This window comes from Comamonas sp. lk, assembly GCF_900564145.1.
Taxonomy (GTDB): domain Bacteria; phylum Pseudomonadota; class Gammaproteobacteria; order Burkholderiales; family Burkholderiaceae_C; genus Comamonas.
Map to the genome: position 1 here is coordinate 2,469,768 of NZ_UOOB01000001.1, position 23,556 is coordinate 2,493,323.

Below are 23,556 nucleotides of genomic sequence, written 5' to 3' on the forward strand. Positions count from 1 at the left end.
ACGGATGCCTTGGTATCCAGCAAGCGGAGATTGACCTATGACGAATCCTCAGCCCCAGTCGACGCGCTCGGAAGAGTTGCGTAGTTTTGTCTTTATGACGGTGGTGATGGCCCCAGTGCTCTCTGGTGTGCTGATTGCCAGCTTTGGCTTTCTGGTCTGGATCTATCAGATGCTGATCGGCGGGCCTCCGCACGCATGAGGGCATTACGCATGCCCGATACGAACGATGAGTTGCATATCACCAGTCTAGTGGTGCATGTAATTCCCCAGGCATTGGCGCAGGTGGCCCACGGGCTGGCCGCCATCGACGGTGCCCAGGTGCATGGAAGCCACCCCAGCGGCAAGCTGGTGGTGACGCTGGAAGCACCCCACGCAAGGGAAATTCTGGATCGTGTGTCTCAAATCGAGCAACTCCAGGGGGTGATCAACGCCTCACTCGTCTACCAGCATGCGGAAAGCTGGCAATCACTCAATCAAGGGGTAGAACATGACTAGCACCAGGCGCGACTTTGTCCGTCAATCCGCTGCTGCCGCTGCAGGCGCTGTGGCCGGCATTCCCATTGAAGTTCTGTCGCAAGGCAGCGTTGCGGCCGCAGATGTCGGACTGAAATGGTCCAAAGCTCCTTGCCGCTTTTGCGGTACCGGCTGTGGCGTCATGGTCGCCGTCAAGGAAAACCGCGTGGTGGCGACCCAGGGCGACCCGGAAGCAGAGGTCAACCGAGGACTCAACTGCGTCAAGGGCTATTTCCTGTCCAAGATCATGTATGGCGGCGATCGTCTGACCCAGCCGCTGCTGCGCATGAAAAATGGCCGCTATGCCAAGGATGGAGAGTTCCAGCCGGTGTCCTGGGATACGGCATTCGATGTCATGGCCGAGCAGTTCAAGAAAACAATCAAGGCCAAAGGTGCCGATGCCGTGGGCATGTTCGGCTCCGGTCAATGGACGGTCTGGGAGGGCTATGCGGCCTCCAAGCTGTTCAAGGCGGGCTTTCGCACCAACAATATCGACCCCAATGCCCGCCACTGTATGGCCTCGGCGGTCGCCGGCTTCATGCGCACTTTCGGCATGGATGAGCCCATGGGCTGTTACGACGACATCGAAGCCGCAACCGCTTTTGTGTTGTGGGGCTCCAACATGGCCGAGATGCACCCGGTGCTCTGGACGCGGGTGACGGACCGTCGCCTTTCCACGCCGGGCGTGAAAGTGGCCGTGCTGTCCACCTTCGAGCACCGTTCCTACGAACTGGCGGATCTGGAGCTGACCTTCAAGCCCCAGACCGATCTGGCGATTCTCAATTACATCGCCAACCACATCATTGCCACGGGACGAGTCAACAAGGAGTTCGTCTCCAAGCATTGCAACTTCAAGCTGGGCAACACTGACATAGGTTACGGCCTGCGCCCCGAGCATCCGCTGCAAAAAGCCGCCAAGAATGCGAATGATCCCGGCGGTGCCAAGCCCATGAGCTTTGAGGAGTACGCCAAGTTCGTCTCCACCTATACCCTGGACTACACGGCCAAGCTCACAGGCGTTGCGGCCAACCGGCTCAAGGCCCTGGCAGAGCTGTATGCCGACCCCAACAGCAAGGTGGTGTCGTTCTGGACCATGGGCTTCAATCAGCACACACGTGGTGTCTGGGCCAACAATCTGGTCTACAACATCCATCTGTTGCTGGGCAAGATTGCCACACCGGGCAACAGCCCGTTTTCGCTGACGGGCCAGCCCTCGGCCTGCGGCACGGCACGCGAAGTGGGAACCTTCTCCCACCGTCTGCCGGCAGACATGGTGGTGACCAATCCCGAGCACCGCAAGACGGCGGAAACCATCTGGAAGCTGCCCGAAGGCACGATCCCGCCCAAGCCCGGCTACCATGCGGTCGAGCAAAACCGCATGCTCAAGGACGGCAAGCTCAATGCCTACTGGGTCATGGTCAACAACAATATCCAGGCCGGTGCCAATCTGGCACAGGAGGGCTATCCAGGCTATCGCAATCCCGAAAATTTTGTGGTGGTCTCCGATGTCTACCCGACGGTCACCGCCGTGGCGGCCGACCTGATCCTGCCTACGGCCATGTGGGTGGAAAAAGAGGGCGCTTATGGCAATGCCGAGCGTCGCACGCACTTCTGGCATCAATTGGTGAAAGCACCTGGCGAATGCCGCTCCGACCTGTGGCAGCTGATGGAATTTGCCAAGCGTTTCAAGGTCGAGGAAGTCTGGCCCGAGGAACTGCTGGCCAAGAAGCCCCAGTTGCGTGGCAAGACCTTGTTCGATGTGCTGTATCGCAACGGTCAGGTGGACAAGTTTGCTCTGGCCGAAATGGACCCGGCCTATGAGAACGATGAGGCCAAGCAGTTCGGCTTTTATGTGCAAAAAGGCCTGTTCGAGGAATACGCCACCTTCGGTCGCGGCCACGGCCACGATCTGGCACCGTTCGACGAATATCACAAGGTGCGTGGTTTGCGCTGGCCGGTGGTCAACGGCAAGGAGACCCGCTGGCGCTACCGTGAAGGCACGGATCCGTATGTGAAGCCGGGCACTGAGTACCAGTTCTACGGCAACCCTGACGGCAAGGCCAACATCTTTGCTCTACCCTACGAGCCAGCCGCGGAAGCACCTGACAAGGACTATCCGTTCTGGCTCTCCACGGGCCGGGTGCTTGAGCATTGGCACTCGGGCTCCATGACCCGGCGCGTACCCGAGCTGCACCGTGCCGTACCCAATGCGCTGTGCTATATGCATCCCGACGATGCCAAGGCCATGGGCTTGCGCCGGGGCAGTCAGGTGGAAGTGGCTTCACGGCGTGGCTCCATGCGTACCCGTGTCGAAACCCGGGGCCGCAACAAGCCGCCGCGTGGCCTGGTCTATGTACCTTGGTTCGATGCCAGTCAGCTGATCAACAAGGTGACACTGGATGCAACCGATCCGATCTCGCTGCAGACGGACTTCAAGAAGTGTGCCGTGAAGATCACCAAGGTGTGACGAAAGGAGTGTGGGTCATGAATTTCATCCGTCATTTCGTTCGTGCTTTGGTCGTGCCCCTGATGCTGTGCACGGGCATGGCCTGGGGTCCATCTGCTGTTGCCGAGACGTTCTACGATGCGGCGCGCGGAACCACGCCCATCATGCAAGCCACCAAGCCGCCGGTGCTGGGCAATGCCATCAATGACGATGTGCGTCGCACGCGCAACTACACCTGGCAGCCGCCCACGATTCCGCATCGTGTGGACGGCTATCAGGTGGACAAGAATTTCAATAAGTGCATGGATTGCCACTCACGTACCAAGGCCGAGATTTCCCAGGCCATACCGGTATCGGTGACGCACTATATGGATCGTGATGGCCGCATGCTGGGCCAGGTGTCCACGCGGCGCTATTTCTGTCAGCAGTGCCATGTGGCCCAGGATGCCGTGCGCCCCCTGGTCAGCAATACCTTCGAGGATGTGGACACCGTGATCCTCAAGGCCATGCAGGCCCAGTCGGGCAAGGCATCCAAGAAAAACTGACGCTGCGGCGCACGAGGTCCCTTTATGTTGACACTTCTCAAGCGCTACTGGGCGGTGATCCGTCGCCCCAGTGTGCATTTCAGTCTGGGCTTTCTGACCATAGGCGGCTTTGTTGGCGGCATTTTGTTCTGGGGTGCATTCAATACCGCCATGGAGCTGACCAATACGGAGAAATTCTGTACCGGTTGCCATGAAATGCGGGAAAACGTGTTTGCCGAACTCAAGAGCACGATCCACTACACCAATCGCTCTGGCGTGCGCGCCGTGTGTTCCGACTGCCATGTTCCGCACGATTGGACCGACAAGATTGCCCGCAAGATGCAGGCCTCCAAAGAGGTCTGGGGCAAGATCTTCGGCACCATAGACACGCCTGAAAAATTCCAGGCCAAGCGGCTGGAGCTGGCGCAGCATGAATGGGCGCGCCTGAAGGCCAATGACTCACTGGAGTGCCGTAACTGCCATAACTATGACTCCATGGACATGACGCGCCAGAGCCTGCGTGCCCAGAACATGCACAACACCTATCTGGCCAGCAAGGAAAAAACCTGTATCGACTGCCACAAGGGTATTGCCCATAAGCTGCCCCATATTCCCCCCGGCCAAGGTCCCAGCGATTCGCCCGGTCAAAAGGTGCCTGGGTCACCGCTCGCCTTGGCTCAGTAACGGCATGCAAGGTTTTGACGCGGTCACTTGCCCGCGCCTCTCGCGCTCTCTTTCGGTTTCCAGCCTGGGCTGCATACGCGGCGGCCGGGTACTGTTTCGTGACCGAAGTCTGGAACTGGAGTCCGGTCAGTTGCTGATGCTGAGAGGTCATAACGGTGCCGGCAAGAGCAGCCTGCTGCGTTGTCTGGCCGGTCTGCTGCCCTGGCGTGCGGGCCGCCTGCACTGGGGCGGCAAGGAGGTGCGCGCAGCAGATGCCGCTTACCAGGGGCAACTGGCCTATATGGGGCATCAGGCTGGAATGAGCGATACCCTGACCGGGCTGGAGAATCTGCGTTTTTCGCTGCAGTTGATGGCCGTGCCATGGGATAAGAAGGCGGTGCAGACGGTCCTTCAGGCTTTGACGCTGAATGATGTGGCATCGCGGCCCTTTGGTCGCTTGTCGCAGGGGCAGCGCAGGCGTCTAGGCCTGGCGCGGGTATTGCTGAGTCAGCGTCCGCTGTGGCTGCTGGACGAGCCCGACAACTGCCTTGACATGCAGGGCGAACAATATCTGGGCCAGGCGTTGGAGCAGCATCTGGCAGGAGGCGGTATGGCGGTGGTGGCATCGCATCGCAACCTGATATTGCCGGCATCCGCCATGTCGATACTGGATCTTTCCTCGCCGGTGCAAGCCACTGCAAAGAATGTGCAGGAGGCTGTTTGCTGAGAGCTGTTTGCGCAAGAGAGTTGAAACTGGCCGCCCGAAGGCCTGCCGATGTTCTGGGGGGCTTGTTCTTTTTCGTGTTGGTGGGTAGCCTCTTTCCGCTGGCTTTGGGGCCTGATACGGCTTTGCTCAAGCAGATCGCCCCGGGCATGGTGTGGGTGGCAGCCTTGCTGGCCGTGCTGCTGGGCCAGCACCGCCTGTTTGAGAGCGATATGGCCGATGGCTCACTCGAGCAGTGGCTGCTGGCACCTGCAGCTTTACCCTTGTTGGTAGGTATCAAAGTGGCCACGCATTGCTTGCTGTGCGTGGTGCCATTGCTGCTGGTTGCTCCCTTGCTTGGCTGGCAATATGGCCTGGATGGCGATGTGATTGCCATTTTGCTGGCCTCGCTGGCGCTGGGAATGCCCAGCCTGTGTCTGCTGGCTGCTCTGGGCGCTGCGTTGACGCTGGGCGTGCGAGGGCAGATGTTGCTGGCTTTGCTGGTGCTGCCGCTGAGCATTCCCGTTCTGATCTTCGGCAGCCACGCCGTGGCCCAGGCCCAGCAGGGGTTGAGCGCCGCGCCTGCCCTCAATTTGCTGGGCGCCTGGCTATGTTTGGCGATTCTGGCCGGCCCCTGGGCCATAGCAGGCGCTTTGCGTCTGGCGCTGGAGTGATATGAATTCCCTGATTTCCAAATCGTCGTCGCCATCTGCCGCTAGCAGCCGTGGCGGCCGATGGCGTCAACTGGCCTCGCCACCGGTTTTCTACCACTGGGCGGGCCGGGTCTGGCCCTGGATGGCCGTTTTGGCTGCCTTGCTGGCAGCCACTGGCCTATGGGTCGGGTTTGCACTGGCTCCTACCGATAGTCAGCAGGGTGAGGTGTACCGCATCATCTTTCTGCACGTTCCTGCAGCCTGGATGTCCATGTTTATCTATCTTGTGGCCGCCGCTCATGCGGCTTTAGGACTGATTTACGGCACGCGCCTGTCGCCTTTGCTGGCCCGTGCCCTGGCGCCCACCGGTGCGCTGTTCACAGCCATCGCCTTGTGGACGGGGGCCGCCTGGGGCAAGCCCACCTGGGGCGCATGGTGGGTGTGGGATGCCAGACTGACTTCGGAGCTGATCTTGCTGTTCCTGTACCTTGGGTATATAGGCATGGTCTCGGCCATAGAGGATACGCGCCGTGCCGACGGTGCCGGTGCCATCGTGCTATTGGCCGGAGTGGTCAATATTCCCATCATTTATTTCTCCGTCCAGTGGTGGAGCACCTTGCACCAGGGGGCAAGCATCCGCATGGATGCGGCGCCCAGCATGACCTACACCATGCTGGCCGGAATGTTGCTGATGGCTCTGGCCTGCTGGGCTTATACGCTGGCCGTGGCCCTGGTGCGAACCCGGGCCTTGATTCTGGAACGCAGCCGTGAGGAGCATCTGTAATGCAGGACCATGCATTTTTCATCGCGCTGGCCTATGGGGTGAGCATTGCGGCCATAGGCCTTGAACTGGTTTGCCTGTACCGCCGCAGCGGCCGCGCCCGTCGCGATTCGCTTGACGCGCTCGAATCCAAGGAGCGTCCATGAAGCCACGTCAGCGTCGTCTGTTGTGGGTGCTTGCCGGGCTGGTTCTGGTGTCGTCCGCCGTTGCCCTGGTGTTGCGTGCGCTCAACTCCAATGTGATGTTCTTCTATAGCCCGAGCCAGGTTCAGTCTGGTTCCGTGCCGCACGGGGCGGCTTTTCGTCTTGGCGGACTGGTGGAGCAGGGTTCCTTGCAGCGCAGCGCAGACGGGTTGCTGCTGAAGTTTGTGGTTACTGACGAGGTGCAGCGCGTTCCCGTGCAGTATCGCGGTCTGCTGCCCGATCTGTTTCGCGAAGGCAAGGGCGTGGTGGTCTCGGGCAAGCTTCAGTCAGAAGGGTATTTTCATGCCACCGAAGTGCTGGCCAAGCACGATGAGAACTATATGCCGCCTGAGGCCGCCCACGCGCTCAAGAGTGCGGCTGACAAGGCGGCAGAAAAAGGAGGGCGGCCATGATTGCGGAGCTTGGTGTATTTGCCCTCGTGCTGGCTTTGGTTGTCGCAGCCTTGCAGGCCGTTCTACCCCTGGCTGGAGCTCATTGGGGCTTGAGCAGCTGGGTGCGTCTGGCCAGACCGGCTGCCGCTTTGCAATGCCTGCTGTGCGTGCTCTCGGCTGCCAGCCTGTTCTGGTGCTTTTGGCAAGGCGATTTTTCCGTGCTGTATGTGGCGGCCAATTCGCACAGCGATCTGCCCATGGCTTATAAGCTGGCGGCGTTCTGGGGCGGGCATGAAGGCTCCATGCTGCTGTGGCAGCTGATGCTGTCTGGCTGGACTCTGGCCGTGGCCTGGCGTAGCCGCGATCTGCCACCGGCTTTTGTGGCCCGCGTACTGGCGGTGCTGGGCTGGATCAGCGTAGGCCTGCTATTGTTTTTGCTGTTTCTCTCCAACCCGTTCACCCGTCTGGTGCCGGCGGCTCCCGAGGGTAAGGATCTGAACCCTTTGCTGCAGGACCCCGGCATGGTGCTGCACCCGCCTTTGCTCTACATGGGTTATGTGGGCTTTGCCGTGCCGTTTGCCTTTGCATTGGCAGCGTTGATCTCTGGCGAGCTGGGTGCCGCTTGGGCGCGCTGGTCGCGTTCGTGGACGCTGGCAGCCTGGGGCTTTCTGACCCTGGGCATTTTGCTGGGCAGCGCTTGGGCCTATTACGTGCTTGGCTGGGGAGGCTGGTGGTTCTGGGACCCGGTGGAGAACGCCTCGTTCATGCCCTGGCTGATGGGGACGGCCTTGGTGCATTCGCTGATAGTCACCGATCAGCGTGGCGCTTTCCGCAGCTGGTCGGCGCTGCTGGCCATCTGTGCCTTCTCTTTGTGTCTGCTGGGCACTTTCCTCGTGCGCTCCGGTGTGCTGACCTCGGTGCACGCTTTTGCCGTGGACCCTGGGCGAGGGCTTTACATCCTCTGTTTCATCGTGGCCGTGGTGGGCAGCTCGCTGTGGCTGTTTGCCTGGCGTGCCCCTGAACTTGGGCGTGGTTCAGGGCAATTTTCCATGCTCTCGCGCGAGAGTTTTCTGCTGATCAACAACGTGCTGTTCAGCGCCGCCGCGCTGGCCGTGCTGATCGGCACCTTGTATCCGCTGGCGCTCGATGTGCTGAGCGGCGAGAAAATTTCCGTGGGGCCTCCTTACTTTGAAGCCGTGTTCCTGCCTCTGGTGCTGCCGGCTTTGGCGCTGATGGGCGTGGGCACGGCGGCACGCTGGAAAAGCAACTCCTCTGGTGAGCTGTGGCGCCGTCTGCGCATGGCCGTGGTGATGAGTGCGGCCTGCGCACTGGTGCTTGCGCTGAGCAGCGGCTGGTGGGGGCTGCAACTGTCGCCTGCGACCTTGCTGGGTTTGACGCTGGGGCTGTGGTGTCTGCTTAGCACCCTGGTTCATCTCTGGCAGCGTCTTTTCCAAGGGCTGGAGAAAGGCCAGTTAGGCCAGCGTCTGGCACGCCAGAACTGGGGCTGGTGGGGCATGTTGATGGCGCATGCGGGTGTGGGCGTTTTCGTGTTGGCCGTCTGTCTGGCCGATGGCGTTGAAAGCCGGCACGAGACCACAATGGCACAAGGTGAAACCGTCGAGCTTGGTGGCTATCAGTTTCGCTTTGACAGTCTGGGACCGGTTGCCGGCCCCAACTACGACGCTCAGCGAGCGCAATTTAGCGTCGGCAAACCGGGGCAAGCCGCGTGGATCATGCTGCCAGAAAAGCGCGTCTATCGCGCCCAGGGCATGGCACTGAGTCAGGCCGCTATCGACAGTGGTTGGACGCGCGATGTCTTCGTCGCACTGGGTGAGCCGCTCGACGACCAAGGCTTGCGCTGGAGCGTGCGTCTGCAGATCAAGCCTTTCATGGATTGGGTGTGGATTGGCACGCTGATGATGGCTTTGGGGGCGGGGTTGAGCCTGATGGATAGGCGTTTTCGCATGAGCTCGCGTCGCACGCACAGCCAACTGAGTAGCACTGCATTGCAAGGGGCCGCCTGATGCGTTTTGTCCTGCCACTGGCGATTTTCCTGGGGCTGGCAGTCATGCTGGGCCTGGGCTTGCAGCGCGATCCCCGGGCCTTGCCGTCTGCCTTGCTGGATCGGCCGGCGCCGGCCATCGCTTTGCCTCTGCTTGAAGATCCCGGGCAGCGTCTGGAGCTGGACTCCATGCGCGGCCAGGTCTGGTTGCTCAATGTCTGGGCCTCGTGGTGTGCGCCTTGCCGTCAAGAACTGCCCGTGCTGCTGGCGCTTTCTCAGCAGGACCAGGTGTCGGTTTATGGCCTGAACTACAAGGACCAGCCCGACAAGGCCCGCGCGCTGCTGCGCGTGGCCGGCAACCCTTACCGAGCTTCGGCAGTGGATGCCGATGGTCGCGTGGGCATGGATTTCGGTATACAGGGCGTGCCCGAAACCTTTGTCATCGACGGCCAGGGCCGGGTGCGTTTTCGCCATACGGGGCCGGTGACGCCTGAGGTCTGGCGTGATCATCTGCTGCCCGCGATCAGGAGTGTGAAATGAGGCTTCGTGAATGGCTGGTGGCCGCAGCCGTGGCCTGGGCCTGCACCCAGGCTCAGGCGTCACAGGACCTGCAGGATCGGGAAATGGCGCTGGCTGCGCAACTGCGCTGTGTTGTCTGTCAGAACCAGACCGTGGCCGAATCACGGGCGCCCATGGCTCAGGACATGCGCCGCGAGATTCGTACCCAGCTTGAGCAAGGTCATAGCAATGCCGAGGTGATCGCATTTTTTGAGCAGCGTTACGGCGCTTTTGTGCGCTACAACCCGCCTTGGAAACCGTCTACCTGGCTGCTGTGGTGCGGTCCTTTTGTTGCGGCATTGGGCGGATTTTGGCTGCTGCGGCGCACCTTGCGCCGTGGTCGCCCCGAGAATGCGCCGCTCACCCAGGCTCAACGTCAGAGAGCCCGGCAATGGCTGGATGAAGAAATGCCGGATGATGGTAAGAAAGAGGGGCAAGCATGACTGCCATGCACTGGTTGTGGCTGGGAGCCATTGCTTTGATGCTGATGAGTTTAGCGGTATTGCTGCCGCCGCTGCTGACAGAGACGGCACCGGCTCCAGCCGAGCGTGATGAGGCAATGCTGCGACGCCTGTACCAGGCCCAACTGGCCGAGCTGGAGCAGGAACGGCAGGGATCGCGCCTGAGCGAGACCGATCATGCCCAGGCCGTGGAAGAGTTGCAGCGCCGCTTGCTGAACGAGCTCGAAAGGCCCAAACGATCGGCCGCCTGGCGCCAGAGCCCCTGGGTCAAGCGTGGCAGCGCCCTGGCGCTGGCCGTGCTGCTGCCGGTGGCTGCATTTGCGCTGTATTTGCAGGTGGGTGATCCGCAGGCCGCAGCCCGGCTGACACAGGAGCAGCCCGATGCGCACGATGGGCAAAATGATCAGGTGCAAGCCATGGTGGATGGACTGGCCCGCCGTCTGCAAGAGCAGCCGCAGAATCTGCCCGCCTGGGTGATGCTGGCCCGCTCCTATGAAACTCTGGAGCGCTACGACGACGCGGCCAAGGCCTGGCGCCAGGCCGTGCAAGAGGCGCAGCGCAGCCAGATGGATGCAGAAGTCCAGGCCATGCTGTGGGCCGATATGGCCGATGCCTTGGCTTCTGCGCGTGGCGGCAGCCTGGATGGAGATGCAGGCCAGGCCATTGCCCACGCGCTGAAGCTGCAACCAAGTCAGCCCAAGGCCTTGGCTCTGGCGGGTAGTGCGGCCCTGCGTCTTGGTGAGCTGGGGCAGGCACGCAAGCACTGGCAGGCTTTGCTGGCCCTGCTGGAGCCGGGCTCTGATTTGGCGTTGCGTGTGCAGGACGATTTGCTCAGGCTGGAAACCTTGTCGCCGGAAGGCGGGCGGTCGGTGGCAGCCAAGGCCAAGATTCCAGAGGCATCGCCGAGCCGACTCAGTGGCGAGCTGCGCTGGTCTGCTGGACAGACAGCTCAGGCCGCGCAGATTCAGGACACGCAGGCCCAGGTCTTTGTGGTGGTGCGTGCCGACGGCCATCCTCGACCGGTGGCAGTGCTGCGCCTGCCTGCTAAGGCTTTGCCCACGCATTTCACATTGGGCCCTGAAAATCTCCTCGATCCGTCCGTCGATCTGTCGGCTTTTGCTGCGCTGCGAGTGCAGGCGCGGCTGTCGCTTGACGGCCAGGCTATGCCCAAGAGTGGCGATGTCTACAGTCCCGCTTTGGTGGTAGCACCCGGGGCCTCAGCCCTGGTGTTGGAGCTTGGGGCTGCTCCCTAAGCTCTAGCAAAGAGGCGCTGTCAGGCGGCAGACATGGCGCGCTACTGGCGTTGATTCGCGCCGCTCAAAAGTGCCTGCGTTGTCGGACAAGACCTGAAGCTCTGCCATCACATGGAAATTTCTTTACGCTTGCTTTACAATTGTAGTAAATGCAAGTGAGAATCATTCTTTATCTTGTAGGCTGCTAGCCCGCACGCGGTTTCTTCCGATCTAGCCACAGCATTCACTGCCTCTCGAAGTGATCCAAAAGCGATCTCTGTCGAGGGCCTCCCATGGTTCGCACCTGAATTGCTCATGCTAGATCGTTCGTACCGTCCCGCCAGCGGGGCTTTGCCATTTTCGTTTCGCAGCACTGCTGTTGCAGCAGGCCTGGTTTGCCTTCTTCCCCACGTCAGCTTCGCGCAAAGCGGATCTTCAGCTGAAACTGCTTCCACTTTGGCGGAGGTCACGGTCACCGAGAAGGCCGCCCCCAGCGTGTATGGGGAAGCTGTCGATTCCTATATTCCCCAGGGCGTCGAGGTCGGCAAGACGGCTCAGTCCTTGCGCGAAATTCCGCAGTCGGTGACCGTTGTCACCCGCCAGCGCATGGATGACCAGGCCATGCGAACCCTGGATGACGTGATGAACTACACGACCGGGGTGACGCGTGAGGAGACCTGGCTCGATACCACTTACCTGTCGCGCGGCATGTCGATCTCGAATATGCGATTTGATGGCGGCGCTGCAGGCTCTACACGCTCGGGCAACCGTAATCTGGACATGGCGCAATTCGACAGCGTGAGTCTGCTGCGCGGTGCCGATGGCATGTTCGGTGCCGGAGAAGCCGGTGGTGTTCTCAATTTCACTTACAAGAGGCCGCTTGCCCAGCGTCAGACGCAGATGCTGCTTTCCGGCGGGACTTTGAACAACTATCGTGCAGAGATCGATACCACCGGGGCGTTGAACCAGTCCGGTAGCGTGAGAGGGCGCTTTGTTGCGGCCAACCATGATCGCCGTGAAATGGCGGAACCCTCCAAACTCAAACGTCAGATGCTGTATGGCGCGTTGGAGTTCGATCTGACCTCCAGCACCATTGCAACGCTGGGCGCCAGCTACCAAAAAGATCGCAACACCGGCTTCAATGCCAGCCTGCCGCGTTATGCGGACGGCACCGATATCGGTTTTCCGCGCAACACCAACTTTGGCGCGCCCTGGAATTGGATCAATCGAGAAAACACCACGGTGTTTGCCAAGCTTGAGCACCAGCTCAATGCCGAGTGGTTGCTCAAGACACAGCTGAGGCATACGCGCTTCAATGAAGGCATCAATGCGGCCGAAATTGAAAGTGCTCCGGAACCCGGCACCCTGTTGGGTACGGACTGGTGGATACATCAGGCCAAGTCGCGCGAGCGCGAGACCAGTTTCGACATCAATCTTCAAGGCGGCTTTGACGCATTTGGCCAGCGCCACGATGTGATCCTGGGCTTCGATCAGCACCGCTCCAGCAACTTCTATCGCAGCCTGTGGCCCAGAATCGGGCCAGCCGATGTGTTCAACCGGATTCCTCCGGCAGATCCGGGCTATCCGCTGGGCGAGTGGGCCAATGGTTCCCAGACTCAGGCGCAGAAATCCGGCTTCTATGGTTCGGTACGACTCAGACCCATAGACCGCTGGGCCGTGATTCTGGGCGGCCGCTATGTGCTGCAGGACAGGAACACGCAGCATGACATGGACGGTTCTCTGACCTCGAAGAGTCGTGAATCCAATGTGTTCGTTCCCTATGCCGGACTGGTCTATGAGCTTTCCAAGTCGGCCAGCCTGTATGCCAGCACGGCAGAAATCTATCAATCACAGGCCGGAAAATTTTCGGCACCTTTGCCAGGCTCACCCCTGGATCCTGTCCGTGGGCGTACCTATGAGCTGGGCATCAAGGGAGAACTGAACAAGGACCTGATGGCCAGTGCCGCGCTGTTCCGTACCGAGAAGAGGGGCCAGGCCGTCTATGACCCGGCCTATCCGCAAACGGACTGGCGCGGCGGTTGCTGCTATTTTCGTGACGGCTATCAACTGAGTCAGGGTCTTGATCTGGAGATGACCGGGCGCATCACTCCCAATTTCCAGGTGGCTGTGGGCTATACCTACAACAGCAACCAAGACCGGCGCAAGGACAACGCTCAGTTCAGCACCGTGACTCCACGGCATCTGTTCAAGGCCTGGGCGGACTACCGCATGAGCGGCGCACTGCGCGGCTGGAGCCTGGGCGGCGGCGTGGTGGCGCAAGGCTCCAACTTCAGGGCTTCGGGCATCAGTGCCTACAACCCGAGCACCGGTCGTTATGACGGTGCCTGGACGCCTTACAACTTCACTTCGCCTGGCTATGCCGTTTGGTCGGCACGGGTGGGCTACGCCATCAACAAGGACTGGAGCGTGGCCATGAATGTGGGCAATCTGTTCGACAAGACTTACTACAGCACCGTGGGTTATGCGGGCTACGGAAACTTCTATGGCGAAAAGCGCACGGTGACCGTGTCCCTCAAGGGTCGCTTCTGATTAGGTGTGCGAGATGGATCAATCTGCTGAAAAGCATTCGGGCTTGAGTTTGATTTCGCGCCTCGCTGCCGCGGTCTTGGGGGGCTATGCGCTCGCCAGCGCCTGGGTGGTGATGTGCGGAGCTCTGGGCGCTGCTCGCGTGGAAGCCGTTCTTGGCGGCGTGCAATCGAGTTGGCTATGGTATGTAGCCGCTGTGATCTGGGCTTTCTCGCCGGTGGCACCTCGTCGGGTATGGGCTGTGCTGGGCGGGGCGACGGTGGTGCTGCTGAGCGCAGCGGCGTTGCTTACTGCTGTGAGAGGCTGACCCATGGCGCAGCAAAAAAAAGCTTTTGGTGCCGGGCAGGGCGGCTTTCGTCAGGCCCAAGCCTGGCTGCACACCTGGTGTGGCCTGTGGTTTTCCTGGCTGTTGTATGCCGTGTTTCTGACCGGGACTCTGGCGGTCTTTGAAGAGCCGATTACCCATTGGATGACTCCCGAGCACCATGCCGAGGAGGCTGCGGCCTTGCTTGATCAGGCTGGCTCTGCTGGTCCGGTGGCAACTTTGGGCCAGCGCTTGGGCTGGGCGACGGCCTATATGGAGCGGCAGCACCCAGGTGCTGGCATGTGGGAGCTGTGGCCCGCCGACGCCAAAGGGGCAGGGGAGTTGCGCGTGTACTGGTTTGATGCCAAAGGCCAGTATGCGGCTGTCAAACTGGATCCTCTGACCGGAGCATCACTGCAAGGGTCAGAACCGGCGCCGGCGCGCCAGACCCAGGGCGGGCATCACTTTGTGGATTTTCACTATGAACTCCATGCCGGTCAGATCGGCTTGTGGATCGTGGGAATTGCAGCCCTGGCCATGCTGGTCGCCCTGGTCAGCGGGGTGATCACTCATAGGCGGATTTTCAAGGACTTCTTCACTTTCCGTGCGCACAAGGGCCAGCGCAGCTGGCTTGATGCCCACAATGCCGTGGCCGTGTTGACGCTGCCGTTCCAGCTCATGATTGCCTATACGGGAATTGCGATCTCCGGCCTGACCTTTATGCCGGCCGGCATTGCCACCTATTTTGGCGCGAGCAGCGAAGGTACGAAGGCCTTTCAGACGGCGCTCAACGAGCCCGGCAAGCCGCAGCGCTCAGGTAAGGCCATGGCTGTGCCTGATCTGGAACCCTTTGTTTTACGTGGCCAGACGTTGATGGGCCAGCCTGTTCGAGCCGTGGTGATTGATTACCCGGGAGATGCTTCGGCCCGCATCGGCGTGTATGGATGGAACGATGCTGACGAGCTGCGCCAGCGCCTGAGTCCTAGCAGCGGTCTGGCCATGTTTTCCGCCGCCACAGGTGAGCTGCTGCAGCTGCGCCAACCGGGCGGGGTGGATGGTGGCGCGGCTTTGCTGACGCAATCGGTGATGGGCAGCTTGCATATGGCAAGCTTCGGAGGTCTGGCCCTCAAGTGGGTGTACTTCATCTGCGGTCTGGCGGGCAGCGCCATGATGGCTACGGGCGCCATCTTGTTCGTGGTCAAGCGCCGCGCCAAGCACCTGGGCGAGTTTGGCAATGCAACAGCCAGGGTCTACCGCTTGGTCGAGGGACTCAATGTGACCGCCATCGCCGGGCTGGTCATCGCCTGTGTGGGTTTCTTGTGGGGCAATCGTCTAGTGCCTCTGGGCTTGCCGCACCGCGACGATTGGGAGCTGGGCGTGTTCTTTGCGCTGTGGCTACTGACTTTGGCCCATGCCCTGCTGCGCGCGCCCGCAGCGGCCTGGAGAGAGCAAATGGCCGTGCTCTCGCTGTTGTGCCTGCTGCTGCCACTGCTTAGCTTCTGGAGCACGGGTGAGCATATGGGCTCGTATTTCCAGGCTGGCGACTGGGAAAGCGCAGGCGTGGAGTTGTTTGTGTTTGGCGTGGGTCTTGCCGCGGCCTGGGTGCTGCACGGCTTGCTGCGCGCCCCGGTGGTGAAGAGCAGGCGCCAGCAAAAGCCGCAATCCAGTGCGCCGCCGTATGCACCTGCCGGTGTTTCCCCATCCCCTGCGCACAGGCCCAGTAACGCCGTGCAAGAAGAGGAGGCCGTATGAGCATGTTGTCTGCATCTCTGCAAGCCTGGGCGCTGTCGTTTGCCGGCATGACAGCGCTGGCTTTTGCCATGGATCGCCATTACGCGCAGTGGACGGCGTTGGATGAGGTTCCTGCTGCACAGCGTCGGCTGTGGCGCTGTGCAGGTGTGCTGCTTTTGGCGGGAACCTGGGTGCCTGTCGTGTCGGGTTGGAGTGCTTCCGTCAGCACGGTGGTGGTTCTGGGCTTCTGGAGCCTGGGTGCCTTGCTGACGGCCGGGTGGCTGGCAGTGTCTGCCCGCTGGTTGGCTCGTGCTGCCATGGCGGCTGCTGTGCTGGGCATAGGCAGCTGTCTCTGGTCCTTGATGTTTTGAATGTCAAACAGCCGCTCAGAGGTCTTCAGCGTTGAACAGATTCGTCTGTATACGCCGAGGGCACTCCGTGTGCAGCTTGGGCCGCAGCGCGCGTTGCCAAGCTGCGGTTTTGTTATTTTCTGGAAAGCGCTACGTTGATGCAGCTTGGTGGAGTTAAACGCTGGGGCGTGCTTGCCCTGATGGTGGTTGGTGGACTTGGTAGTGCTTTATGGTGGGCCAGTCGTCCCCGCACCGAGTACCAGAGCGCCGTGGTGACACGCGCCGATGTGGAGGCCACGGTCACGGCCATAGGTATATTGCAACCCCGACGCTATGTGGATGTGGGGGCGCAGGTCTCGGGGCAGATCACGCGGCTGCTGGTGGCGCCTGGTGCTCAGGTGGAAAAAGGTGCTTTGCTGGTGGAGATCGATCCCAGCGTGCAGCGCGCAACGGTGGATGCCGGCCGGGCTTCGCTTGCTGGGCTGCGTGCCCAGTTGGCCGAGCAGCAGGCCCAGCACCGCTTGGCGCGACAGCAATGGAATCGCCAGCAGCAGATGGCACGCGAGGCAGCTACACGCGAAGAAGATGTGCAGTCCGCAGAAGCTCAGCTGGCAGGGGCGGCCGCACGAATTGAGCATCTCAAGGCGCAAATAGACAAGACCCAGGCGAGCTTGAAGGCCGATGAGGCCAGGCTGGGCTACACCCGCATTTATGCCCCTATGGCGGGGACGGTGGTGTCACTGGATGCGCGCGAAGGTCAGACCTTGAACGCCACCTATCAGACGCCCAACATCTTGAGAATTGCCGACCTGAGCGCGATGACGGTCTGGACCGATGTGTCCGAGGCCGATGTGCGCCGCGTCAAGGATGGCATGGCGGTCTACTTCACCACGCTGGGAAGTGCGGGCCAGGACAAGCCACGCCGCTGGACCAGTCAGGTGCGTCAGGTCTTGCCCGCACCTTCGGCCAGTGCAGCCGCCGCAGGTGGATCGGCTGCCGTGCCTGCGCCCGTCACCAAGGCGGTGGCGTATACGGTGCTGTTTGATGTGGACAATCTTGATGCCGAGTTGATGCCGCAGATGACGGCCCAAGTTGTTTTCGTCACAGCACATGCCAAGCAGGCATTGACGATACCGTTGATGGCATTGCAGGCGACGGCGCAACAAGATGGCCATGCCGTGCGCGTGCTGGGTGCCGACGGCAAGCCGCAGTTGAAAAACGTGCGCACCGGCGTGCGAAGCCGCCATCAGGTGCAGGTGCTTGATGGTCTGCTTGAAGGTGACAAGGTGGTGACGGCTGAAGCCACCAGCGAAGGCGGACTGCGGTGGCTGCAATGGTGAGTGTTCTTGCAGAGCCGGTAGCCGATGAGGTCAAAGTCGCGCAAGTGGTGAGTACAGAGCCTGAGAGCGGCCCACCCCTGATTGGCTTGCGCGGCATTTGCAAGCACTATGGCGGCGCAGAGAGTGGTCAGCCCGAAGTCACGGTCTTGCGTGGAGTCAACCTTGAGATCCGGGCCGGAGAGTTCGTGGCCGTGGTAGGTAGCTCGGGCTCGGGCAAGTCCACGCTGATGAATATTCTGGGCTGTCTGGATAGACCCAGCAGCGGGACCTATTGTTTTCAGGGCCAGGATGTGGACGGCCTTGACGCCGATGCGCTGGCCTGGTTGCGCCGTGAGGCTTTTGGCTTTGTGTTCCAGGGCTATCACCTGATCGCCAGCGAGACGGCGCGCGAGAACGTGGAAATGCCGGCCATCTATGCAGGCCTGTCCCAGGTCGAGCGTGCACAGCGCGCCCAGGAATTGCTGGAGCGGCTGGGTCTTGGCGAGCGCATGGACAACCGGCCCCATCAGCTCTCGGGTGGGCAGCAGCAGCGCGTCTCCATCGCCCGCGCGCTGATGAACGGCGGCCGTATCATCCTGGCCGATGAACCCACGGGTGCGCTGGATTCGCATAGCGGAGCACAAGTCATGGCTTTGCTCAGCGAGCTGGCCGATGCCGGGCACACTATCATCCTGATTACCCACGACAGGGCGGTGGCCGCACAGGCGCGGCGGGTGATTGAAATCCGTGACGGCAGCATTGTGAGCGATAGCGCAGCCCAGCCTCAGGGTGCAGAACGGCAGCCAGCCGCGCAAGCCGAACTCCAGCCGGTCTTGCCTTTGCCTGTTGCAGGGGCGGCCCCGCCTTTGGCTTCGATTGCGAACGCCCGGAGTTGGTGGGCCGATATGCAGGAAGCCTGCCGCAGTGCCTGGCGCGGAATGCGCAGCAACCGTGCCCGCACCAGCCTGACCTTGCTGGGCATTGTGATTGGCGTGGCCTCGGTGATCGTGATGCTGGCCATTGGCGAAGGTGCTCGACGCCAGGTCTTGGAGCGCATGGGCACCATGGGAACGTCGATTCTCTACATAGGAAGCAAGCCCCCCGCCACGGGAGGTCCAGCGGGAGAGTTGAGCGCAGAGGATTTACAAGCGGTGCGCGAGTTGCCGGAAATTCGCCGGGTGCTGCCGGTGATAGGGGACCCAGTGACGGTGCGCTATGGCAGTGCCGACAAGCAGATCTATGTGTTTGCGGCCAGTCATGAGATGCCGGCCGCGCACCACTGGAGTGTGGCCCAGGGTCGCTTTTACACCGATGCCGAAGACCATGACTTGGCGCCGCTGGTGGTGTTGGGCCACAAGGCCTGGCGGCATTTTTTCCCCGATACACCCAATCCCTTGGGTCTGCAGCTCATCATCGGCAACTCCGCCTTTGAAGTGATTGGCGTCATGAGCGAGCGCGGCGCAGAGTCCGGGGCACAGGATTACGACGATATGGTGTTCATCCCCTACCGAGCCGGGCGGGCGCGTGTCTACCAAAGCCAGACCCAGCCCGACTATGTGGTGGTGGAAGCCATGTCGTCGGCCCAGGTGAACGAGGCCGAGACGGCGATGCACCAGCTGCTGCTGGCCCGGCATGGAGGCCGCGAAGATTTCGGTATTGGCAATGCTGCAGCGCGCATTCAGGCGGAAGTCGCCACGCGCAAGAGCATGACCATGATGCTGGGCCTGATCGCTGCCGTTTCTCTGGTGGTGGGCGGCATAGGCGTGATGAATGTGATGCTGATGACCGTCAAGGAGCGCACGCGCGAGATAGGAATTCGCATGGCTGTGGGCGCACGCCAGCGCGACATCCTGCGCCAGTTTCTGACGGAGGCCAGTTTGGTGACGCTAGTGGGTGGAAGCGCAGGGCTGCTTGCCGGCCTGGTGATCGGTGTGGTGCTGATCCTGGCCGATGTGCCCATGGTCTTTTCCGTGAAAGCCATGCTGGGTGCGTTTGCCTGCGCCGTGATCACAGGGCTGGTGTTTGGTTTTATGCCTGCCAAGACGGCAGCGCGCCTGGACCCGGTGCGGGCGCTGGCAGGAGAATGAGGATGGCGATGATCAAGACGGCTGCCGCTGCAGCGGGGGTTCTTATGCTGGCCGCATGTAGCGCGCCAGCGGTGCGGCAGGAAATTCCACAGGAAGTCGCAGTGGTGAAGTTGCCAGCCCGGTGGCAGCTTGCATCAGATGTCAGCGCCAACAAGGCAAGCGTGCATTGGTGGCAAGGTTTTGGCAGCCCAGAGCTGACAGGCCTGATTGACATGGCCAGGCAGCAAAGCTGGGATGTGGCGGCCGCCGTCGCCAGGGTGAACCAGGCCGCTGCCGGCGTACGCCAGGCAAGAGCCGGCTTGTTCCCAGAGCTTACCGGCAGCCTCAACGCTGCGGGCTACAGGCGCCTGGACGGTGCCCAGCATACGGCGTCAGATCGCATGGGCGCCTTGTTGTCTGCCAGTTATGAAGTGGACTTCTGGGGGCGCAATCGTGCCTTGCGCGATGCAGCCCAATCCGGCCTTCAGGCCAGTGTGTTTGACCGGGACACGGTGCAACTGACCGTCACTGCCGGGGTGGCCGATGCCTGGCTGCAGGTGGTTGCCTTGCGCGAGCGCATTGGCATTGCGCAAGCCAACCTCGCAACCGCACAGCGCCTGCTGCAACTGGTGGAGTCCCGGGGCCGCTGGGGTGCGGCCACTCCCTTGGAGTTGGCTCAGCAGCGCGGTCTGGTGGCGGTGCAGCAGCGGGCTCTGGCATCGATGCAGCAGCAAGAGGCGGATGCGCAAACAGCGCTGGCTTTGTGGTTGGGCCAAGCGGAGAATCTGCCGCTATCTCAGACCAGCCTGACGGCCTTGCAGGTGCCCGCGATTGACCAGGGCCAGCCGCTGGAGATGGTGACCCGCAGACCTGACATCGCCAGAGCGGAAGCGCGGCTGGCGGCTGCCGATGCGAATCTGCAGGTGGCCAGAGCAGCGATGTTGCCGCGCTTGACCCTGCAGCTGGATCTGGGCTCGGAGAGCGACAGACTGCGCAAAGTGTTCGACAACCCTTTGTATTCTCTGAGCGCGAGCCTGGTCGCCCCTATCTTTGACGCGGGCCGTCTGGCGGCAGGTCGAGATCAGACGGCTGCCAGGCGCGAAGAATTGCTGATTGCCTATAGGCAGAGCATTGTTCAAGCGTTTGCGGAGGTGCAAACAGCCCTGAACGGCTTGGCCTGGACGCAGACGCGGGTGCAGGCGCAGGCCGAAGAGCTGGAGCAGGCCCGCAAGGCGCTGACCTTGGCAGAAGCCCGCTACCGTGCGGGTGCCGAGTCGCTGCTGACGCTGCTTGATGTACAGCGATCTTTGTATCAGGCCCAGGACATGGCCGTGCAACTGCATCAAGAACGCTTGCAAAAAAGCGTGGCCTTGTACAAGGCCCTTGGCGGTGGTTGGGGCCGAAGCGTTTGAACGGAAGTACCTTGATTTGGGGAGGTGCTCTCCAGATTTGTCCGATGAGTAGGTCCGACTTGTTGCGCAATAACGCTTGGCTGCTTGTTTTTCAGGCGGAGCTGGACAGAAGCTAGACAGCTGCTTGCCCGCTCAGAATGAAATTGCGAAAGGCTTTTGCGGCGGAGCGCGACACCAGGGCGCCATTCCATATGGCAACAACCTGCTCGACTTTTCTGTCCAGTTTGAAGGGCAGCACGCGCACCAACCCCTCCTGCTCCAGCTGGGTCGCGATGTGTTGCGGATAGACCGCTAGAAAATCAGCTGTCTGCATCAGTCGGGTCGTCATGGACACGTCGCTGACCCGCACGCCTTTTGTAGGCGGGGCTTCTCCCAAGGCTCGAAACGCAGCTTGCAGGTGATAGAGCATTCGCCCACCCTGAACGGGCAAACACCAGGGATGCTCGGCCAACTCCTTGGCCGTAAGCCGCTTTTTCTCGAGCAAGGGGTGATTCACGCTGGCTACCACGAGCAGCGCTTGCTCGGCAATCATGGGCGCGCGGCACAAGGATTCCTGTTCAAAGCGCGGATCGTCGTAGGCAAACACCAGATCGAGTACACCTTCGTCGAGCTGATCGATCAGCTCCAGGATTCCGCCTTCCACGATGGTGATGTCCACATTCGGATGGCTCTCGCGGAATGCGCAAATAGCTTGCGCAACGTGGGCGTGTACCGAGGTCGTGCGAAAAGCCAGGCTGAGCTGGCCTTGCGTACCCTCCTTCATGGCTTGCAGCGACTCCGCCATGCGACCGAGTTGCCTGATGACGATGCTGGCGCCGTCCAGCATTTCCCTGCCAATTTCGGTCGGCCGCATTCCCCGGTGCCCACGTTCAAACAGGGGCATGCCCACAATCTCCTCCACTTCCGCCAGCGTCTTTGACACAGCCGCCGGGCTGACATGGAAATGCTCTGCCACCCTGGCTGCGGTGCGCAGTTCTCCCAGCGCCTGAATGACGCGCAAGTGACGGAGCTTCAGGCGTGCCAAAAGCGATTGGACGGGATGGACGGCAGACTGCATGAAATTCTCAGATGGTTAACCAAATGCTCAACACCTATCAATATTAATTCGCTTTTGGCTAAGAAGCGCCTGGACTATATTTTCCTGAACGCGAGCGAAATCATGCGAGCCAAGGAAATAAACATGCGCTTTGTCATTGCCCTGATGCGGCATGAAACCAATACCTTCTCCCCCATTGCCACGCCGCTCACGGCCTTTAACCGTGGCTCGGATACAAATGGACCTGCGGTTGGTGAAAATGCCATCCGCTCCTGCGAGGGCACGAACAATGCTGCTGCCGCCTTTATCGACATAGTGCGCAGGCAGGGTGACGAGTTCGTCATGCCGCTGTTGGGCAATGCCGTGCCCAGCGGGATTGTGACGGCCGAGGCCTTTGAATTCATGAGCGAGCGCATCGTGTCCGCGGTGCGTGAGGGATGCGATGCCGTGATGCTTGATCTGCATGGCGCAATGGTGGCCGAAGGCTTTCCGGACGCCGAAGGCGAGCTGCTCAGACGCATACGGGCTGTGGCACCCGAGATACCGATTGCGGTGGCGCTGGATTTTCACGCCAATTTCAGCGATGCCCTGGTGAGCAACGCAACGGCTATTGCCGGCTATTGCACCTATCCGCACGTAGACGTCTACGAAACCGGCGTGCGTGCCGCACGCACGCTGATGGCCAAGCTGCGAGGCGAGGTGCAGCCGGTCATCCTCAGTCGCACGCTGCCCATGCTCACCCACATGCTGCGCCAGTCCCCCAGGGAGCAGCCCATGAAGGACATCATGGACCGTGTCCTGGCCGCGGAGCTTGATGGCGAGGTGCTCAATGCTTCCGTGTTTGGCGGCTTTCCACTTTCGGACATTCCCCATGTCGGGCTGACCGTGCTGCTGGTAGCGGATGCCGGACGGCAGCAGGCGGCGCAGCAGTTGCTGGATGAGCTGACACAGATGGCCTGGGAGCGGCGCGCCGATTTTGTCTATCCCATCGAGCCGATGGCGGAGTCGGTGGCAAGCGCCAAGATGCTTGAGGGTGGGCCGATTGTTCTGGTGGATCATGGCGACAACTGCGGTGCAGGCGGGCCTACGGACCAGATGGCCGTGCTGGCGGAAGTGATGCGCCAGGGACTTGATGATGTGGTGGCCGGCCCTTTCTGCGACCCAGGTGCTGTAGCGCAAATGATAGCGGCAGGCGTAGGCCAGACCATCAGCCTGGAGGTGGGCGGCAAGACCGACATGCCTGCCATGAAGCTCAAGGGGCAACCTTTGACACTGACAGGGCGCGTGAAATGCATCACCGATGGCAACTACCAGGTCACCGGGCCCATGTTCACCGGCGTGCATCTCAGCCTGGGGCGGACTGCGGTTCTGGATATGGGCGGCATCCTGGTCATGGTTTGCGAGAAGCCGCAGGAGCCTTTTGACACGGGGGTGTTCACCCACGCCGGGATCGATCCGGCACGCAAGAAATACATTTTGATCAAGTCACGCCAGCACTTTCGCGCCGGCTTCGGTCCCATTGCCCAGCACATCGTGCTGGTGGCAGGGCCGGGTGTGTGCAGCTCTGACTACAAGCTGTTTCCTTTCGAGAACCTGCGCCGACCCATCTATCCGCTGGAGCTGGATACCGAGCTGGAATTCTCAGCGTCCTGACATTCCCTTCATAAAAACCAATCGAGGC

At 61.1% G+C, this 23,556-nt stretch carries 23 protein-coding genes; 22 read left to right on the top strand and 1 reads right to left on the bottom strand.

All coding sequences use genetic code 11. The annotated features are described in order from the left end of the window. Positions 1-37 precede the first annotated feature (37 nt). The 21 genes from EAO39_RS11420 (at position 38) to EAO39_RS11520 (ending at position 20,839) form a co-directional block, all read left to right on the top strand. On the top strand, positions 38-199 hold the full coding sequence (locus tag EAO39_RS11420; RefSeq protein ID WP_120967495.1) for a periplasmic nitrate reductase, NapE protein: 162 nt from the start codon (positions 38-40) through the stop codon (positions 197-199). Between the two features lie 11 nt (positions 200-210). After that, positions 211-495: a chaperone NapD gene (locus EAO39_RS11425; protein ID WP_240466965.1), complete on the top strand. Its 285-nt coding sequence runs from the start codon at positions 211-213 to the stop codon at positions 493-495. Further along, positions 488-2,980 (top strand): periplasmic nitrate reductase subunit alpha, encoded by a 2,493-nt coding sequence (gene napA / locus EAO39_RS11430; RefSeq protein ID WP_120967496.1) that lies wholly within the window; start codon positions 488-490, stop codon positions 2,978-2,980. Before EAO39_RS11425 ends, napA begins: the two co-directional genes overlap by 8 nt. A 17-nt stretch (positions 2,981-2,997) precedes the next feature. Then, positions 2,998-3,504, top strand: a complete 507-nt coding sequence (locus EAO39_RS11435) for a nitrate reductase cytochrome c-type subunit (protein WP_120967497.1) — start codon at positions 2,998-3,000, stop codon at positions 3,502-3,504. A 24-nt stretch (positions 3,505-3,528) separates the two neighbouring features. Further along, a complete protein-coding gene (locus tag EAO39_RS11440; protein WP_120967498.1) occupies positions 3,529-4,167 on the top strand; it encodes a cytochrome c3 family protein in 639 nt (212 codons plus the stop codon). 4 nt (positions 4,168-4,171) lie between these two features. Continuing rightward, positions 4,172-4,873, top strand: a complete 702-nt coding sequence (gene ccmA / locus EAO39_RS11445) for a cytochrome c biogenesis heme-transporting ATPase CcmA (RefSeq protein WP_120967499.1) — start codon at positions 4,172-4,174, stop codon at positions 4,871-4,873. Beyond that, positions 4,867-5,523 carry a heme exporter protein CcmB gene (gene ccmB, locus EAO39_RS11450; RefSeq protein ID WP_162989533.1) on the top strand — a complete coding sequence of 219 codons (657 nt, stop codon included), beginning with the start codon at positions 4,867-4,869 and terminating at the stop codon, positions 5,521-5,523. The genes ccmA and ccmB overlap by 7 nt, the downstream gene beginning before the upstream one ends. A gap of 1 nt (position 5,524) precedes the next feature. Further along, positions 5,525-6,286, top strand: coding sequence for a heme ABC transporter permease CcmC (gene ccmC, locus EAO39_RS11455; protein WP_205589374.1), 762 nt, complete (start codon positions 5,525-5,527; stop codon positions 6,284-6,286). Next, a complete protein-coding gene (locus tag EAO39_RS11460; protein ID WP_120967500.1) occupies positions 6,286-6,429 on the top strand; it encodes a heme exporter protein CcmD in 144 nt (47 codons plus the stop codon). The genes ccmC and EAO39_RS11460 overlap by 1 nt, the downstream gene beginning before the upstream one ends. Continuing rightward, the gene (ccmE, locus tag EAO39_RS11465) at positions 6,426-6,878 is read left to right on the top strand and encodes a cytochrome c maturation protein CcmE (protein ID WP_120967501.1); all 453 of its coding nucleotides are present in this window, start codon (positions 6,426-6,428) and stop codon (positions 6,876-6,878) included. The genes EAO39_RS11460 and ccmE overlap by 4 nt, the downstream gene beginning before the upstream one ends. Next, positions 6,875-8,881: a heme lyase CcmF/NrfE family subunit gene (locus EAO39_RS11470; RefSeq protein ID WP_120967502.1), complete on the top strand. Its 2,007-nt coding sequence runs from the start codon at positions 6,875-6,877 to the stop codon at positions 8,879-8,881. Before ccmE ends, EAO39_RS11470 begins: the two co-directional genes overlap by 4 nt. Next, positions 8,881-9,399, top strand: a complete 519-nt coding sequence (locus EAO39_RS11475) for a DsbE family thiol:disulfide interchange protein (RefSeq protein ID WP_120967503.1) — start codon at positions 8,881-8,883, stop codon at positions 9,397-9,399. The genes EAO39_RS11470 and EAO39_RS11475 overlap by 1 nt, the downstream gene beginning before the upstream one ends. After that, the gene (locus tag EAO39_RS11480; RefSeq protein WP_120967504.1) at positions 9,396-9,860 is read left to right on the top strand and encodes a cytochrome c-type biogenesis protein; all 465 of its coding nucleotides are present in this window, start codon (positions 9,396-9,398) and stop codon (positions 9,858-9,860) included. The genes EAO39_RS11475 and EAO39_RS11480 overlap by 4 nt, the downstream gene beginning before the upstream one ends. Further along, a complete protein-coding gene (gene ccmI, locus EAO39_RS11485; protein ID WP_120967505.1) occupies positions 9,857-11,131 on the top strand; it encodes a c-type cytochrome biogenesis protein CcmI in 1,275 nt (424 codons plus the stop codon). The genes EAO39_RS11480 and ccmI overlap by 4 nt, the downstream gene beginning before the upstream one ends. 294 nt (positions 11,132-11,425) lie before the next feature. Further along, on the top strand, positions 11,426-13,660 hold the full coding sequence (locus EAO39_RS11490; protein WP_120967506.1) for a TonB-dependent siderophore receptor: 2,235 nt from the start codon (positions 11,426-11,428) through the stop codon (positions 13,658-13,660). A gap of 13 nt (positions 13,661-13,673) precedes the next feature. Continuing rightward, complete coding sequence (locus EAO39_RS11495) at positions 13,674-13,964, top strand: hypothetical protein (protein WP_120967507.1); 291 nt, start codon at positions 13,674-13,676, stop codon at positions 13,962-13,964. A 3-nt stretch (positions 13,965-13,967) separates the two neighbouring features. Further along, positions 13,968-15,713 (top strand): PepSY-associated TM helix domain-containing protein, encoded by a 1,746-nt coding sequence (locus EAO39_RS11500; protein WP_120967508.1) that lies wholly within the window; start codon positions 13,968-13,970, stop codon positions 15,711-15,713. Then, a complete protein-coding gene (locus EAO39_RS11505; RefSeq protein ID WP_120967509.1) occupies positions 15,710-16,063 on the top strand; it encodes a DUF3325 domain-containing protein in 354 nt (117 codons plus the stop codon). The genes EAO39_RS11500 and EAO39_RS11505 overlap by 4 nt, the downstream gene beginning before the upstream one ends. Positions 16,064-16,200: 137 nt before the next feature. Next, complete coding sequence (locus tag EAO39_RS11510) at positions 16,201-17,382, top strand: efflux RND transporter periplasmic adaptor subunit (protein WP_120967510.1); 1,182 nt, start codon at positions 16,201-16,203, stop codon at positions 17,380-17,382. Next, positions 17,376-19,448, top strand: a complete 2,073-nt coding sequence (locus tag EAO39_RS11515) for an ABC transporter permease (RefSeq protein ID WP_120967511.1) — start codon at positions 17,376-17,378, stop codon at positions 19,446-19,448. The genes EAO39_RS11510 and EAO39_RS11515 overlap by 7 nt, the downstream gene beginning before the upstream one ends. Positions 19,449-19,450: 2 nt before the next feature. Then, positions 19,451-20,839, top strand: coding sequence for an efflux transporter outer membrane subunit (locus EAO39_RS11520; RefSeq protein ID WP_240466966.1), 1,389 nt, complete (start codon positions 19,451-19,453; stop codon positions 20,837-20,839). Between the two features lie 112 nt (positions 20,840-20,951). On the opposite strand, the gene EAO39_RS11525 is transcribed toward EAO39_RS11520, so the two are convergent. Continuing rightward, positions 20,952-21,896, bottom strand: a complete 945-nt coding sequence (locus tag EAO39_RS11525; protein WP_120967512.1) for a LysR family transcriptional regulator — start codon at positions 21,894-21,896, stop codon at positions 20,952-20,954. Between the two features lie 123 nt (positions 21,897-22,019). On the opposite strand from EAO39_RS11525, the gene EAO39_RS11530 reads away from it, so the two are divergent. Beyond that, entirely contained in the window at positions 22,020-23,528 is a 1,509-nt protein-coding gene (locus EAO39_RS11530) for a M81 family metallopeptidase (RefSeq protein WP_120970976.1), read from the top strand. The last annotated feature ends 28 nt before the right edge of the window (positions 23,529-23,556 follow it).